The sequence below is a fragment of the Nonomuraea sp. NPDC003709 genome (genome assembly GCF_040610775.1).
Classification (GTDB): Bacteria; Actinomycetota; Actinomycetes; order Streptosporangiales; family Streptosporangiaceae; genus Nonomuraea; species Nonomuraea angiospora_A.
On the sequence record NZ_JBEXMW010000001.1, the window covers coordinates 617,771 to 632,980 of the forward strand.

Below are 15,210 nucleotides of genomic sequence, written 5' to 3' on the forward strand. Positions count from 1 at the left end.
ACTCCTGAGGCGGGCATGCCCGGGTGCGTTATCTCACTATTTCCTGCTTTATAGGTAGGTTATAGTGGTTTGCGCCGATGGCTCCCGTACAACGAAGGGCAGATCTCCCATGTCATCCTCCAGACTGCGCACCACAGCCGTGGCGAGCACCGCGATGCTCGCCGTCGTGGGGCTTCTCGGCGCCTGTGGCGGTGGCGGAGCTGCCCAGACGGCGAAGAGCGGCGGGCAGCCCGTCTTCGGCGGCACGCTCACCTACCTCGAGCACCAGCCCCCGACCTGCCTCTACCTGCCGGCAGCCGGGTTCTATCCCAACGGCGGCATCCTCAACCAGATCACCGACAAGCTCACCTGGCAGAACCCGAAGACGCTCGAGATCGAGCCGTGGATCGCCAGCAAGTGGGAGGTCGACAAGGACGCCACCGAGTACACGTTCCACCTGCGCGACGGAGTGACGTTCAGCGACGGCAGCCCGCTGGACGCCTCCGCCGTGGCGGCCAACTTCGACGTGTACGGCCTGGGCGACGAGAAGCTCAAGCTGCCCGTCGCCGAGTTCGTCAACAACTACCAGCGCAGCGAGGTCGTCGACCCGCTGACCGTGCGCTTCCACTTCGACAAGCCGTCGCCCGGCTTCCTCCAGGGCACCTCGGTCATCGGTGCCGGGCTGGTGTCCAAGAAGACGATCTCGCTGCCGTACGAGCAGCAGTGCCAGCTCAAGAACATCGTCGGCTCCGGCCCCTTCACGTTGAAGAACCAGGTCGTCGACAAGGAGGTGGACCTGGTCGCGCGCAAGGACTACAACTGGGCGCCGCCGTCGTCGAAGCACCAGGGCCGCGCGTACCTGGACGAAATCAAGATCATCGTGACGCCCGAGGACAACGTGCGCGTCGGCGCCCTCACCTCCGGCCAGGCCGACTTCGTCAGGTACGTCCAGGCGTACGACGAGAAGACCGTCAAGGACGCGGGCTTCCAGATCTACGCCGAGCCCACGCGAGGCGTCAACAACGGCCTCTACCTGCGGCCGCGCAACAGCATCCTGAAGGACGTCAAGGTCCGCAAGGCCCTCCAGGCCGGCACGAACGCCAAGGAGGTCGTCGACACCCTCTTCACCGCGAGCTACCCGCCGGCCACCTCGGTGCTCAGCCATCTGGCGCAGGGCTACGTGGACCTGTCGAAGGACCTCGCCTACGACCCCGACAAGGCCAACCGGCTCCTCGACGAGGCGGGCTGGGCCAGGGGCGCCGACGGCACCCGGGCGAAGGACGGCGTGCCGCTGCAGCTCGGAGTGTTCGTCTCCGGCCCGCAGCCGCTGTCGAAGCAGACGCTCGAACTCGTCGGCCAGCAGTGGGCCAAGCTCGGCGTGAAGCTGGAGATCCGCCCCGCCGACGCGGGCACCCAGGCCGTGGACATCAAGAACGCCGAGAAGACCGCCATCCAGCACGGCATGGTCGGGCGCGCCGACCAGGACGTGATCAAGAGCCACTTCCACAGCAAGAACCGCGACGTCATCCTGTCCGACGACACCAAGCTGGACAAGCTGCTGGAGGAGGAGTCGGCCGAGCCGGACGTCGCCAAGCGCAACGCCAAGGTCGCCGAGATCCAGCGGTACGTGCTCGACCAGGGCTACGCGATCCCGCTCTTCGAGGAGCCGCAGGTCTACGGTGGGGCGCCGTACGTCCAGGGGGTGGCCTTCGAGGCGGTCGCCAGGCCGTGGTTCTACTCGGTGTGGAAGTCGCAGCAGTGACCAGGTACCTGCTCGGCCGGGTCGGGCAGGCGGCGCTCGTGCTCTGGATCGCCTTCACGGCGAGCTACGTGCTGCTGCAGCTGCTGCCCGGCGACTCGATCCTGATCAAGTTCCAGAACCCCGAGCTGGGCCTGTCGCCGCAGCAGATCGCCGAGATCCGGGCCTATTACGGCGCCGGCGACCCGCCGCTCCTCGACTACCTGAACACCCTGCTCGGCTTCCTGCGCGGCTCGTTCGGCTACTCGATCGACACCGGCACGCCGGTCGTCGAGCGGCTGGGCGAGGCGCTGCCGGAGACGGCGAAGCTGGCCTCGGCCGCGTTCGCGCTGGCGGTGCTGATCGCCGTGCTGATCGCGTTCGCGGCCGGTTACAGCAGGACCTCCTGGATCAGGAACGCGCTGCTGTCGGTGCCGTCGGTGTTCGTGTCGGTCCCGGCGTTCTGGCTGGGCATCCTGCTCATCCAGGTGTTCTCGTTCCGGCTCAAGCTGGTGCCGGTCATCGGCGGCGGGCCGGTACAGCAACTCATCCTGCCGGTCCTCACGCTGGCCGTGCCCATCTCCGCGCCGATCGCCCAGGTGCTGGCGCGCAGCATGGACCAGGTCTCCACGCAGGCGTTCGTGCCCGTGGTGGCGGCCAAGGGCGCCTCGCGGTGGTGGATCCTGTGGCGGCACGTGGCCCGCAACGCCGTGCTGCCGACCCTGACCGTGGCGGGGCTGACGCTGGGCGAGCTGATCGCCGGGTCGGTCGTGACCGAGACGGTCTTCGGGCGCGGCGGCATCGGACGGCTCACCGAGCAGGCCGTCAACGCGCAGGACACGCCGGTGATGCTGGCCGTCGTGGTGCTCGCCGCGGCCGTGTTCGTGCTGGTCAACCTGGTGGTGGACGTGCTGTTCCCGGTGCTCGACCCGCGGCTCAAGGCGGCCTCGTGAAGCGCAGGGGCGGGCTGGCGCTCGCGTGGGCGGTGATCGGCCTGGCCCTGTTCTGGGCCGTGGTGCCGGGCCTGTTCACCGGGTTCGACCCGATCGCGGGCGTCCCGGCCGAGAAGCTGCAGGCGCCGAGCGCGTACCACCTGTTCGGCACCGACGCGGTCGGACGCGACCTGTTCGCGCGGGTGGTGCACGGGTCCGTGCACTCCCTGTCGGGCGCGTTCGTGGCCGTGGCGGTGGGCCTGGTGCTGGGCACGCTGCTCGGGCTGCTGGCCGGGTCCGTCGGCGGGGTGCCGGACGAGGCCGTCATGCGGATCGTGGACGTGCTGCTGTCGGTGCCCGGCCTACTCCTGGCCCTGACCGTGATCATCCTGCTCGGCCCCGGCACCGTGAACGTGGCCATCGCGGTCGGCGTCGGCTCGGTCGCGGCCTTCGCCAGGCTGTCGCGCTCGGAGGTGGTCCGGGTGCGGCGCACCGACTACGTGGAGGCCGCGTTCGGCAGCGGCGGCCGGTTCCCGGCCGTGCTGTGGCGGCACGTGCTGCCCAACTCGCTCGGCCCGGTCATCGCGCTCGCGGCGCTGCAGTTCGGGATGGCCATCCTGGCCATCTCGACGCTCGGCTTCCTCGGGTACGGCGCCGAGCCGCCCACGCCCGAGTGGGGCCTGCTCATCTCCGAGGGACGCAACTACCTGGCGACGTCATGGTGGCTGACCACGCTGCCGGGCGCCGTCGTGGTCGCGGTGGTGCTCGCCGCCGGCCGCATCAGCCGTTCGATCGGGAGGCACGAGTGAGCCTGCTGGAGGTCCGCGACCTGGCCGTCTCCTACGACGGCAGGCGCGCGGTCGAGGGCGTCTCCTTCACCGTGGAGCCCGGCGAGGTCGTCGCCGTCGTCGGCGAGTCGGGATCGGGCAAGTCCACCACCGCGCACGCCGTCATCGGCCTGCTCCCCTCGAACGGCGCCGTGGACGCGGGCCGGATCCTGCTGGGCGACGCCGACCTGGCGTCCTGGTCGTCGAAGCGCATGGAATCGGTACGCGGCGCGCAGATCGGCCTGATCCCCCAGGACCCGTCCAGCTCGCTGGATCCGGTCAAGACCGTCGGAGCGCAGATCGCCGAGGTGCTGCGCATCCACAAGCGCGGCGACCGGCGGGCGATCCGGAGCCGGGTCGTCGACCTGCTGGCCCGCGTGGGCCTGCCGGACCCCGAGGCGCGGGCCCGCCAGTACCCGCACGAGCTGTCCGGCGGCATGCGCCAGCGCGTGCTCATCGCCATCGCGATCGCGCTCGAACCCCGTCTGATCATCGCCGACGAGCCCACCAGCGCCCTGGACGTCACCGTGCAGCGGCGCATCCTGGACCTCATCGACGACCTGCGCGCGGAGTCCGGCACCGCGCTGCTGCTGGTGACCCACGACCTGGGCGTGGCCGCCGCCCGCTCCGACCGGCTGGTCGTCATGAAGGGCGGCCGGATCGAGGAGCAGGGCCCGACACCGGAGGTGCTGGCCTCCCCGGCGGCCGACTACACCAAGCGCCTGCTGAACGACGCCCCGTCGCTGTCGGCGTCCCCGTTCCGCGACCCCCCTCTCGGGAGCGAGCCCGCGATCGTGGTGCGCGACCTGGTCAAGGAGTTCAAGGGGTTCAGGGCGGTCGACGGGGTCTCGTTCGAGGTGGCCCGCGGCACCACGCACGCGCTCGTGGGCGAGTCCGGCTCGGGCAAGACGACCACGGCCCGGATGGTGGTGCGGTTCGCCGAGCCCACCTCGGGAACGGTCACCATCGCCGGGGCGGGGGAGGGCCGCGGGTTCCGCCGGCACGTGCAACTCGTCCACCAGAACCCGTACGGGTCGCTCGACCCCCGGCAGCCGATCGGCGACATCGTGGAGGAGCCGTTGCGCAACTTCCGGCTGGGGGACCGGGCCGAGCGGCGCGCCCGCGTGCTCGACCTGCTCGACCGGGTCGCGCTGCCGCGGGACGTGCTCACCCGCAGGCCCCGCGAGCTGTCCGGCGGGCAGCGGCAGCGGGTGGCCGTCGCCCGCGCGCTGGCGGCCGGGCCCGAGGTCGTCGTGCTCGACGAGGCCGTCTCCGCCCTCGACGTCACCGTGCAGGCGCAGATCCTCGACCTGCTCGAACAGCTCCAGCGCGACCTGGGGCTGACCTATCTCTTCATCTCGCACGACCTGGCCGTGGTGCGGCAGATCTCGCACACCGTCTCCGTCATGAACAAGGGAAGAATCGTGGAATCAGGAACGACCCGGCGGGTCTTCACCGACCCCCGGCACGAATACACGCGCGAGCTCCTGGCCGCCATCCCGGAGCCCGCGATATGAGGCTCGGCTTCTTCACCCGGCTGCTGGACGACGTTCCCGCGGGCGAGCGCTACCGGCTGGCCACCGAGCAGATCGCGCACGCCGAGGCGTACGGGTTCGACACGGCCTGGGTCGCGCAGCACCACTTCGACGGCGCGGAGGGCGGCCTGCCCGCGCCGCTGGTGTTCCTCGCCCACGTGGCCGCCCGGACCAGCCGCATCAGGCTCGGCACCGGGATCATCACGCTCCCGCTGGAGCAGCCGGTGCGGGTGGCCGAGGACACCGCCGTGCTCGACCTGCTCACCGGCGGGCGGCTGGAGGTCGGCGTGGGCAGCGGCGGGACGCCCGCGTCGTTCGCGCCGTTCGGGCACGACAGCGCGGAGCGCTCGGCCGTCTACGCCGAGCACCTGGCGGTGCTGCTCAACGCCTGGTCCGGGGGCGAACTCGGCGGCGGCAACCGGCTCTACCCGCCCGCGCCGAGGCTGCTGGAGGCGGTCTGGCAGGCGACGTTCTCGGTCGGCGGCGGCGTACGCGCCGGGCAGGCGGGCCACGGGCTCATGCTCTCGCGCACGCAGCCCCGCCCGGCCGACGACCCGCAGGCCACGCTGGCCCAGATCCAGCGGCCCATCGTGGACGCCTACCTCGAACACCTGCCGGCCGGCGCGGCCCCGCGGATCATGGCCTCCCGGACCGCGTTCGTGGCCGACAGCCGGGCCGAGGCGCTGCGCTACGCCGAACTCGGGCTCGGGCGGGGGCGACTGCCGTTCGAGCTGCCGGACAGCGACCTCGACCGGCGCATCGCCGCGTTCGACGTGCACGTGGGCACGCCGCAGGACGTCATCGAGAGCCTCAAGGCCGACCCGACCCTCGAACGGGTCACCGACCTGGTCCTCCAGGTGCACTCGGTGGACCCGCCGCACCCGCTCGTCCTCCGCTCGATCGAGCTGCTGGCGACCGAGGTCGCGCCCGCGCTCGGCTGGGTCCCCTCCACAGAATTGAGCACCACATGATCGCCGACGTCATCGACCACCTGGCGGGCATCCAGCCCGGCTCGTCGCTCGACCGGCTGCGCGCCCGCCGGCCCGCCGCCCGCGAGCACGCCCAGCGCAGCTACGACGCGCTGTTCAGCCCCGAGACGGAGGAGGAGATCACGCTCGTCGAGCGGGACGCGGTCGCCGCCTTCGTGGCCGGGCTGCACGACGACCCCGGCATCGCCCGCTTCTACGCCGACCGGCTGGCCGAGCTCTCGCCCGGGCTGCTCGCGGCGGTCGAGTCGGAGGTCTCGGCCGGGGCCACGACCGGGCCGTACGGGGTCTACCCGGGCGAGGGCCCGCTGTCGGTGGAGAGCGACGAGGGGCTGCGCTACCGGGCGCGGCGCCCGGGCGACCTCGGCGTACGGCTCGCCGCCGCGTTCGAGCACGCTCACCTGCTCGTGTTCCGCCCCAGGGAGGCCGGGCGGGAGTCCCTGGACGCGCTGGCCAGGGCGGGCTGGAGCGCCACGGGCGTCGTGACGCTGTCGCAGCTCGTCGCCTTCCTCACCTTCCAGATCCGCGTGGTGGCCGGGCTGCGTCACCTGCAGAACGGAGTGACCTCATGACCCCATTGGCGTTCACGCGGGATCAGCTCGGGTGGGAGCCCTGGCTGACGCCCCTGGAGACGGACGAGCTGACCGACGAGCACTACGAGGCGCTGGTCGACAAGGCCCGCGCGAAGTCGCCGTACTTCCTGCTCCTGGCCAGGGACCCGGCGATCCTGCAGGCCAGGACGAGGACCGACAACGACATCTTCTACAACGCCGACGGCGGGCTGCCGCGGGCCGGGCGCGAGCTGGCCGCGACGGCGACCTCGCGCCGCAACGGGTGCGTGTTCTGCGCCTCGGTGCACGCCCGCTTCGCCGCCCACTACTCCAAGCGGGCCGACGACGTGCAGCGGCTGCTCGACGAAGGGGTCAACGCGCCCCAGGACGGTGAGTGGCAGGCGATCATCGACGCCTCGGTGGCCCTGGCCGCCACCCCGGCCGAGTTCGGCGCGAACCACGTCGAGGCGCTGCGCGCGGCCGGGCTCGACGACCTGGCGATCAGCGACGTCATCCACGCGGCCGCGTTCTTCAACTGGGCCAACCGCCTCATGCTCTCGCTCGGCGAGCCCGTCGAGGAGCCCGCGTCATGACGGCGGAGCTCGACCACCTCGTCTACGCGGTGCCCGACCTGGCCGCGGGTGTCATCGCGTTCGCCGAGGCGACCGGGGTGACCCCGGCGCCGGGCGGGACTCACCCAGGCGGGACCGCCAACTACCTGGTCGGCCTGGGCCCCACCGCGTACCTGGAGATCATCGGCCCGGATCCGGCGGCGCCGGGCGCGCGGCCACGCGCGTTCGGCCTGGAGACCCTCACCGCGCCCCGGCTCGCCGGGTGGGCGGTGCGGCCCGACGACATCGACGAGACGGTACGGCGGGCCCGCGCGCTCGGCGTCGACCCCGGCGAGGTCCAGCCGCTCTCGCGCCGCACGCCCGCGGGCACGCTGCTGGAGTGGCGCCTGACCAGGTGGGCCGACCCGGCGGCGATCAACCCGGTGCCGTTCCTCATCGACTGGGGCCGGACGGCGCACCCGGCCGCCTCCGGGCTGCCGCAACTGCGGCTGGCCTCCTTCACCGCCGCCCACCCCGACCCCGACGCGCTGCGCCGCGAGCTGGCCGCGATCGACGCGGAGCTGGAGGTCTCGAAGGGGCCGGAAGCGGCGTTGCGGGCGGTGCTGGACACTCCCCGCGGCCCCGTGACCCTGAGCTGACGATCACCCGTGCCCGTCCCCGCGCGGACGGGCACGGGTCGTCCCACGGCTCAGGGCGCCTTGTACTCGGCGGCCTTGCCGCAGTAGCTGATCCCGATCGGGGTGCTGCTGAACCGGCACACCTGCACGACCACGCGATCGATGGCCGTGACCCCCGCCGGGTCGGACAGCGCGAAGGCGATCGCGACCTTGGCGTCGTCCGCCTTGACGGCCTCGGAGTCGACGAGGGCGGTGCCCTTGTAGGCGGAGAAGGTGGCCAGCGAGTACATCCCGTCAGGGGCGCACGACGAGATCGGCGCGTCGTCGGCCAGGAAGCCGTCTACCTTGACGACAGGCGCTTCGGCCCATTCCAGCGTCCCCTCCGTGACCCCGCGCAGGCACTGGTCACCGGAATCGGCGTGGAAGGTGACCGCGGCCTGGGCCGCGATCGCGGGTTGAGCCGTCAGCAGGCCGGCGGCGAGCACCGCCCCTGACGCGAGCCAAGCACGTAATCGCATGGCGTCGACCTTTCGGGTGATGGATGGTGGTGCCGGGTCAGGCGCCCACGAGGGTGACCAGGACGCGCGAGGGGTCGTTCCCGGCAAGGGGGACGGCGAAGACCGCCGTGCGCTCGCGGGCCCCGAAGACGACGAAGCGCAGGCCCTCCTCGTCCCAGGTGTCCTGGACGTCGGAGGTGATCTGCGCGGACGCCGAGCAGTACGCGGGGCTGCGGTAGAGCAGGTGCAGCGAGGCGCCCAGCGGGACGTGCTCCGACGGCTGGGCGACGAGCGGGCCGCGCAGCCGTACGCGCAGTTGCCGCAAGGGCGTCAGCCAGTAGCGGTCCAGCTCCGCCGAAAGGGCCATCAGGGCCACGGCCTCCGCCAGGCCGAGTGCCACCAGCGGCGGGCCCGGGTCCGCCGGGACGGCCAGCAGGCTCGCGGCCAGCAGGAGCCCCGCGCGGGCGAAGGCCCGCACGTCCACCGGCCTGGAGTGGGCGCCGAGGCAGCCGCACGACGAGGTGGGCGCGGCCACGTACGAATAGGTGAGATACGCCAGGAACCCGGCGGAGAGCAGCGCGGCCATCGCGCCCTCCCAGGGCGAGACGGGCGGCAGCAGCAGGACGGCGGCCACCGCGAGCTCGGCCACCCCGACGATCCGGAGCGCCGGGACCGCGCGCGCCGCGCCGACCAGCCGGGCCAGGGCGGTCTGCCCCGCCTGTACCTGCATCCGCCGGCTGAACAGCTTCATCAGGCCTGCCCAGGCGAGGAACAGGGCGATCACGTACGGCTGCGTCGCGGCGATCCCGTGCATGCTCAATGCTCCTTCCTAGTGCGGGGAGAAGACGGTGGCGATGTCGACCTCGTTCGTGTCAGGCCGCCAGGCGCCGAGGATCTGCACGTGCTGGGCGACCCTCAGCATCGACAGGTCCGAGGTGGCCGGCGACTCGGAGTGGATCGCGACCGACTTGCCGGCCACGACGTGGCACAGCACCTCTTTGCCGTTGTGGTCGAGGTGGATGGTCTTGTCGGTGATGTTCTTGATGTGGCCCTTGATGTTGACGATGTTGAGCCAGACCGACTCGGCGGCGAGGGTGCCGTCCGGCATCCGCACGCCGCGGGCGTACAGGCCGTCGCCGGGCTTGGCCGCGTCGAACGCCACGGGGCCGAGCTTCCACAGGCTCGTGCCGTCCACGACCTTGATGTTGTGGATGACCATGTTCGAGCCGAGGACGAGCAGCGTGTTGTCCTTGATCGAACGGATCCGGCCCTCGGCGAAGTTGGGGTCGGGGGCACCCGGGTCGACGTCGAGCGCGGTGTTGGCGAAGGCCGCCTCGGGGCCGAGCGAGCCCATCGCGCTCGCGGCCACGACCGTGGCGCCGCCGCCGAGCAGGGCAGACCTGAGCATGTCTCTTCTGGTGGTCATCGTCGCCCCCTCACGCCGCGTCGATCGAGCAGGGACGCAGGCCGGTGGAGAGGCTGGCGATCTTGCTGTACGCCGCCGGCGTGAGGTCGATGATCCGGTCAGTGGCGCAGGTCGAGCCGCAGCAGCTGCGCTCGCCGCAGAACAGGTCGGTCTGCGGGCCGCAGTCGGCGATGGAGGTGACGACGCTGACGCCGCTGCACAGGTTGGTGGTGCGGTGCTGGAAACCGCAGGTCCGGCGGGAGAGGTTGAAGCCGCAGGTGTCGGGGTGGGTGATGGCCCAGCAGGCGTCGGAGGTGTTGGGCCAGGCGTGCTGGAGGCTGCCGGAGTTGCAGGTGCCACAGGCGCCCTTGCCTGTGGTGCTGCACGGTCCCCAGGCGGTGCCGCAGCAGAACCAGGAGACCTCTCCTTGGACGGCGGCGTATAAGTCGATGGGGGTCTCGGGGGGCTGGGTGCGCGCCATGCGCGTCCTCCTCGGGTGAGCTCTGGACGGTCTCGGTGGGGGGTCCTGAAACTTTCCGACTCGATCTATGAGTACCATGTAAGGATTTTTCGTCAATGCCCCTATTTTTGGCGCTTTATGGGGTCACGGGATCGTCCCATGATCTACTGAGCCAATGAATACGACGGGCGTGGCAAAGGTCGACGGCATCCGGTTGCACTACACGCGAGCCGGCGACGGGCCCCTGGTGGTGCTGCTGCACGGCTGGCCGCAGACCGGTCACTGCTGGCGGCACGTCGTCGAGCCGCTGGCCGCCGAGTTCACGGTGGTGGCCCCCGACCTGCGGGGGTACGGGCTGAGCGACAAGCCGGTCGGCGGCTACGACAAGCGGCGGATGGCCGCGGACATGGCGGAGCTGGTGGACGCGCTCGGGTTCGGGCGGGCCGCGGTCGTCGGGCACGATCGCGGCGCGCGGGTGGCCCACCGCTGGGGGCTCGACCGTCCCGACCAGGTCGGCAAGGTCGCGGTGCTGGACATCGTCCCCACGCGCGAGATGTTCCGCCGCCTGGACGCGACCGTGGCCGCGGGCTACTGGCACTGGCTCTTCCACCTGCAGCCCGACCTGCCCGAACGCCTGGTGGGGCACGACGTCCGGGGCTATCTGGAGTACTTCTTCGAGCGCTGGACGTACAACCGGCACGGCCTGCCCGCTGAGGCGGTCGACGTCTACGTCCAGGCGTTCGGCCGTCCGGGGGCCCTGCGCGCCGGGTTCGACGACTACCGGGCGCACGAGCGCGACCTCGCGCTCGACGACGAGGACGCCGCCGCGGGGCGCCGCCTGGCCATGCCCGTGCTGGCCCTGTGGGGGTCGGTGGGGCTGCCTGCGCGGTTGCCGTCGGAGGAGATCTGGCGGGAGTACGCCGCCGACGTCACCGCCGCCGAGATCCCCGAGTGCGGGCACTTCATCGCCGAGGAACGCCCGGAGGCCCTGCTCGCCCACCTGCGGGAGTTCCTGCGCCGCTGACCGGGACGCGGGCCCGGCGTGGCGTTCGCGATCGTGATGGGTTAGGTTAGCCTCACCTAATGGCTGCGGCGGGAGGCTGGCGCTGGTGGAGCCCTATCGCATGTTCGACGTGCGTGTGGCCAGGTTGGAACGGTTGAGCCCATCGTTCCTCCGGGTCACCTTCACAGGGGAGGACCTGGGCATATTCGCCGACAACGGCTACGACCAGCGGATCAAGCTCATCCTCCCCCTCCCCGGCCACGGCCTCGCCCACCTTCCCACCGGCTCCGACTGGTTCCCGCGGTGGCGCGAGCTGGACGACGACAGGCGCAACCCCATCCGCACGTACACGGCCAGGCTGGTCAGGCAGGCCGAGCGCGAGGTGGACGTCGACGTGGTGATGCACCCCGGCGGCGACGGGCCGGTGGCGCGGTGGGTGCAGGAGGTGCGGCCCGATGACGTCGCGGTGCTGTTCGGCGGCGACGCGCGGCACCCCGAAGCGCACGGGAACGTGGTGTTCCAGCCGCCGGCCGGCACCGGCACGGTGCTGATCGCCGGCGACGAGACGGCGGTCCCCGCGATCTGCTCCATCCTCGAAAGGCTCCCCGACGGCTTCACGGGCACCGCGCTCATGGAGGTGCCCTGCGAGCAGGACTTCCTGGAGATCCGGACCGCCAGCCAGGTGAAGATCGAGTGGCTGGCCAGGGACGACGCCGAGCGCGGCGCCCTGCTGGAGCCGGCCCTGCGGTCGGCCGCCGGCACGCTGCTGCCGCCGCTGCCCGTGCCCGACACGTTCGACGACGTGGACGTCGACGTGGAGGAGCTGTGGGAAGTGCCGGAGGAGGAGAGCACGGAGCCGCTGTACGCCTGGCTGGCCGGCGAGGCGGCGGTGATCAGGTCCCTGCGGCGATACCTGGTCGCCGAGCGCGGCATGGACCGGCGCGCGGTGGCCTTCATGGGCTACTGGCGCCAGGGCCGCGCCGAGCACAACGAGTGAGGAGCGTTCCATGACCCGCACACTCGCCCTCGTGGCACTCGTCCTGATCACCATCGCGGGCTGCGGCTCGACGCGCCCCGCCGCCGCCCCACCGTCCGCCGCCGCCGTCAAGATGGCGCACAAGTACGGCGAGACCACCGTCCCCGCCGCCCCCAAGCGCATCGTCACCGTCGGCCTGCTCGAACAGGACGCCCTGCTGGCCCTCGGCGTCACCCCGGTCGGGGCCACGACGTGGATCGGCGACTATCCGGGCGCGATCGGCCCCTGGGCCAAGGACGAGCTGGGCACCGCGCCCCTCCCGCAGGTCCTCAAGGACACCGGCAGCGGCCCCCGGTTCGAGAAGATCGCGGCACTCAAGCCCGACCTGATCCTGGCCCTCTACTCGGGGCTCACCCAGGAGCAGTACACGACGCTGTCGAAGATCGCGCCGACCGTGGCCCAGCCCAAGGAGTACATCGACTACGGCATCCCCTGGCAGGAGCTCACCAGGAAGGTCGGCGTCGCCGTCGGCCGCGCCACCGAGGCGGACACGCTGGTCAAGCAGGTCGAGGACCGGTTCGCGCAGGTGCGGAAGGAGCATCCGGAGTTCCAGGGCAAGACCGCGCTGATGGCCACCGTCTACGAGGGCTACTTCGTCTTCGGCAGCCAGGACCCGCGCTCCCGCCTGCTCGCCTCGCTCGGGTTCAAGCTGCCCGACGGCCTCGACCAGGCGATCGGCGACAAGTTCGGCGCGAACATCAGCCGCGAGCGCCTCGACCTGGTCGACACCGGCGTGATCGTCTGGAGCTCCGCCGACGTCGCCAAGGACCAGGGCACGCTGCACGCCGACAGCGTCTACAAGGGGCTCGGTGTGGTGAAGGAGGGCCGGGAGGTCTTCCTGCAGGAGAACACCGACCAGGGCAACGCCGTCTCCTTCGTGACCGTGCTGAGCCTGCCGTACATGCTCGACGGCCTGGTGCCGCGGCTCGCCGCGGCCGCCGACGGCGACCCGGCGACCAAGGCGTGAGACCTCTGGCACTGTCGGCCGGCGCGCTCGTCCTGGTCTGCCTGCTGTCGCTCTCGCTGGGCGCCCGCCAGATCCCGCCCGACCAGGTGGTGGGCGCGCTGGCGGGGACCGTGACCGACCGCGACGTCCTCGACGTGATCTGGTCGGTACGGGTGCCGCGCACGCTGGTCGGCGTGCTGGCGGGGGCGGCGCTCGGCCTGTCGGGCGCCCTCATGCAGGCGCTGACCCGCAACCCGCTCGCGGACCCGGGCGTGCTCGGCGTCAGCGCCGGGGCGGCGTTCGCGGTCGTCGTGTCCATCGGCGTGCTGGGCGTCTCGGCGCTGGCCGGATTCGTCTGGTTCGCCTTCGCGGGGGCGCTGGTCGCGAGCGTCCTCGTCTACGCGCTGGCCGGGCTGGGCCGCGACGGGAGCACGCCGGTCAAGCTGGCCCTCGCCGGGGTCGCGGTGACGTTCCTGCTGAGCTCGGTGACCAGCGCGTTCGTGCTCGTGGACCCGGAGTCGCTGGGCCGCTACCGGTTCTGGTCGGCGGGGTCGCTGTCCGGCACGGGCGCGGACGTGCTGCCGCAGCTCCTGCCGTTCGTGCTCGCCGGGTCGGCGCTCGCCCTGGCCTGCGGGCCCGCGCTCAACAGCCTCGCGCTCGGCGACGACGTGGCCAGAGGGCTGGGCCGCCGGGTGGGCCTGGTCCGGGCGCGGGCGGCGGCGGCCGTGATGCTGCTCACCGGGGCCGCCGTGGCGGCCATCGGGCCCGTGGTCTTCGTCGGGCTCGTCATGCCGCATCTGGCCCGGCTCGTCGCGCGGCCGGGCGGCTCCGAGACCGACCACCGGCTGCTGCTGCCGCTGGCCGCGCTGCTCGGGCCCTGCCTGCTGATCGCGGCCGACGTGGTGGGCCGGGTGGTGGCGCCGCCGATCGAGGTGCAGGCCGGGCTGCTCGTGGCGTTCATCGGTGGGCCGTTCTTCGTCGTCCTGGCCCGGCGTAAGCACCTGGCGGAGCTATGACCCAGCTGACCTTCAGGCTGTCCGTGCCGCCCGTCTCCGGGGTGCTGCGCCCGCGCGTCATCATGGTCTGCCTGGCCCTGGCCGGGGCCGCGTTCCTGGCCTTCTGCCTGGGCATCGGGCTCGGCGAGGTCCCGCTCGGCCTCGGCGAGGTGATCCAGGCGCTCGTCGGCGCGGGCGACCAGGGCACCGCGTTCGTCGTGGGCGAGCTGCGCCTGCCCAGGGCGCTGACCGGGCTGCTGGCGGGCGCCGCCTTCGGGGTGTCGGGCGCGCTGTTCCAGACGATGACGCGCAACCCGCTCGCCAGCCCCGACATGATCGGTGTCACGCAGGGGGCGGGCCTGGCCGTGGTCGCGGGGATCGTCATGGGTGCCGGCGGGCTCCAGATGCTGGGCTTCGCGGGCGCGGTGGTCGTGGCGCTGCTGACGTATCTGCTGGCCTGGCGGCGCGGCGCGAGCGGCTACCGGATCGTGCTCGTCGGGGTGGGCGTGTCGTGGATGTGCACGAGCGCCACCGAATACCTCATGGTCACCACCGGGAACTTCCAGGCGCAGCAGGCGCTGGGCTGGCTGTTCGGCAACCTGAACGGGCGTGACTGGGGCCACGTGGCGCCGCTCGCGCCGGCCCTGGCCGTCCTCGTGCCCGCCGCGCTCCTTCTCGGCCGCTGGACACGCGCGCTGCAGCTCGGTGACGAGGTGGCCGTCGTGCTCGGGGCGCCGGTGCAGGCGGCGCGGCTGACGCTGCTGCTGACCGGGGTGGCGCTGGTCGCGTTCGGCACCGCGGCGGCCGGTCCCGTGGCGTTCGTGGCGCTGGCCGCGCCGCAGATCGCGCAGCGGCTGGCCCGCACCGCCTGGCCGCCGCCGCTGGCCGCCGGGCTCGCCGGATCGTTCATCGTGCTGGCCGCCGACGTCGTCGCGCGGCTGCTGATCCCGGACGTCGAACTGCCGGTCGGCGTGGTCACCGGCGTGCTGGGGGCGCCCCTCCTGCTGTGGCTCCTGGCCCGCTCCCGCCGCCGTTAGATCGTTACCGCAGCGGGGTTAGCAGTACGTGACCATCAAGACACTCTACGGATTGTGTCAGCCTGACTACGTTCAGTGGTGAATGCCTCACGGA

Annotated in this window: 17 protein-coding genes; 13 read left to right on the forward strand and 4 right to left on the reverse strand. The window is 72.1% G+C overall.

The genetic code is table 11. From position 1 onward, the window contains the following. Positions 1-109: 109 nt before the first annotated feature. From ABZX61_RS02930 to ABZX61_RS02965, 8 genes are read left to right on the forward strand one after another with little or no spacing between them, the layout of a single operon-like run. On the forward strand, positions 110-1,741 hold the full coding sequence (locus ABZX61_RS02930) for a TIGR04028 family ABC transporter substrate-binding protein (RefSeq protein WP_355191004.1): 1,632 nt from the start codon (positions 110-112) through the stop codon (positions 1,739-1,741). Then, positions 1,723-2,670 (forward strand): ABC transporter permease, encoded by a 948-nt coding sequence (locus ABZX61_RS02935; protein WP_350728540.1) that lies wholly within the window; start codon positions 1,723-1,725, stop codon positions 2,668-2,670. Before ABZX61_RS02930 ends, ABZX61_RS02935 begins: the two co-directional genes overlap by 19 nt. Continuing rightward, positions 2,667-3,458 (forward strand): ABC transporter permease, encoded by a 792-nt coding sequence (locus ABZX61_RS02940; protein WP_350728541.1) that lies wholly within the window; start codon positions 2,667-2,669, stop codon positions 3,456-3,458. The genes ABZX61_RS02935 and ABZX61_RS02940 overlap by 4 nt, the downstream gene beginning before the upstream one ends. Further along, positions 3,455-4,993 (forward strand): ABC transporter ATP-binding protein, encoded by a 1,539-nt coding sequence (locus ABZX61_RS02945; protein ID WP_355191007.1) that lies wholly within the window; start codon positions 3,455-3,457, stop codon positions 4,991-4,993. The genes ABZX61_RS02940 and ABZX61_RS02945 overlap by 4 nt, the downstream gene beginning before the upstream one ends. Continuing rightward, positions 4,990-5,982, forward strand: coding sequence for a putative FMN-dependent luciferase-like monooxygenase (locus ABZX61_RS02950; protein ID WP_355191009.1), 993 nt, complete (start codon positions 4,990-4,992; stop codon positions 5,980-5,982). Before ABZX61_RS02945 ends, ABZX61_RS02950 begins: the two co-directional genes overlap by 4 nt. After that, positions 5,979-6,569, forward strand: coding sequence for a CMD domain protein (locus ABZX61_RS02955; protein WP_355191011.1), 591 nt, complete (start codon positions 5,979-5,981; stop codon positions 6,567-6,569). Before ABZX61_RS02950 ends, ABZX61_RS02955 begins: the two co-directional genes overlap by 4 nt. Further along, entirely contained in the window at positions 6,566-7,141 is a 576-nt protein-coding gene (locus ABZX61_RS02960; protein WP_355191013.1) for an alkylhydroperoxidase domain protein, read from the forward strand. Before ABZX61_RS02955 ends, ABZX61_RS02960 begins: the two co-directional genes overlap by 4 nt. Next, positions 7,138-7,758 carry a VOC family protein gene (locus ABZX61_RS02965; RefSeq protein ID WP_355191015.1) on the forward strand — a complete coding sequence of 207 codons (621 nt, stop codon included), beginning with the start codon at positions 7,138-7,140 and terminating at the stop codon, positions 7,756-7,758. Before ABZX61_RS02960 ends, ABZX61_RS02965 begins: the two co-directional genes overlap by 4 nt. A 50-nt stretch (positions 7,759-7,808) precedes the next feature. Here the strand turns inward: ABZX61_RS02965 and ABZX61_RS02970 are convergent, their stop codons facing one another. Genes ABZX61_RS02970 through ABZX61_RS02985 form a run of 4 tightly spaced genes read right to left on the reverse strand, consistent with a single transcriptional unit; the run spans position 7,809 to position 10,120 of the window. Further along, a complete protein-coding gene (locus ABZX61_RS02970; protein WP_355191017.1) occupies positions 7,809-8,255 on the reverse strand; it encodes a hypothetical protein in 447 nt (148 codons plus the stop codon). Positions 8,256-8,292: 37 nt separating this feature from the next. Next, a complete protein-coding gene (locus tag ABZX61_RS02975) occupies positions 8,293-9,048 on the reverse strand; it encodes a MauE/DoxX family redox-associated membrane protein (protein ID WP_355191019.1) in 756 nt (251 codons plus the stop codon). Between the two features lie 15 nt (positions 9,049-9,063). Next, positions 9,064-9,660, reverse strand: coding sequence for a cell wall protein (locus ABZX61_RS02980; RefSeq protein WP_350728549.1), 597 nt, complete (start codon positions 9,658-9,660; stop codon positions 9,064-9,066). 10 nt (positions 9,661-9,670) lie between these two features. Continuing rightward, positions 9,671-10,120, reverse strand: coding sequence for a hypothetical protein (locus ABZX61_RS02985; RefSeq protein WP_192790359.1), 450 nt, complete (start codon positions 10,118-10,120; stop codon positions 9,671-9,673). Between the two features lie 169 nt (positions 10,121-10,289). On the opposite strand from ABZX61_RS02985, the gene ABZX61_RS02990 reads away from it, so the two are divergent. The 5 genes from ABZX61_RS02990 to ABZX61_RS03010 all read left to right on the forward strand — a co-directional run bounded on the left by ABZX61_RS02990 (position 10,290) and on the right by ABZX61_RS03010 (position 15,116). Beyond that, positions 10,290-11,123 (forward strand): alpha/beta hydrolase, encoded by an 834-nt coding sequence (locus ABZX61_RS02990; RefSeq protein ID WP_355191022.1) that lies wholly within the window; start codon positions 10,290-10,292, stop codon positions 11,121-11,123. A 100-nt stretch (positions 11,124-11,223) separates the two neighbouring features. After that, a complete protein-coding gene (locus ABZX61_RS02995) occupies positions 11,224-12,099 on the forward strand; it encodes a siderophore-interacting protein (RefSeq protein WP_355191024.1) in 876 nt (291 codons plus the stop codon). Between the two features lie 10 nt (positions 12,100-12,109). Then, positions 12,110-13,105, forward strand: a complete 996-nt coding sequence (locus ABZX61_RS03000) for an iron-siderophore ABC transporter substrate-binding protein (protein WP_355191026.1) — start codon at positions 12,110-12,112, stop codon at positions 13,103-13,105. Continuing rightward, positions 13,102-14,100 (forward strand): iron ABC transporter permease, encoded by a 999-nt coding sequence (locus ABZX61_RS03005; protein ID WP_355191028.1) that lies wholly within the window; start codon positions 13,102-13,104, stop codon positions 14,098-14,100. The genes ABZX61_RS03000 and ABZX61_RS03005 overlap by 4 nt, the downstream gene beginning before the upstream one ends. Next, positions 14,097-15,116 (forward strand): iron chelate uptake ABC transporter family permease subunit, encoded by a 1,020-nt coding sequence (locus ABZX61_RS03010; RefSeq protein WP_355191029.1) that lies wholly within the window; start codon positions 14,097-14,099, stop codon positions 15,114-15,116. Before ABZX61_RS03005 ends, ABZX61_RS03010 begins: the two co-directional genes overlap by 4 nt. The last annotated feature ends 94 nt before the right edge of the window (positions 15,117-15,210 follow it).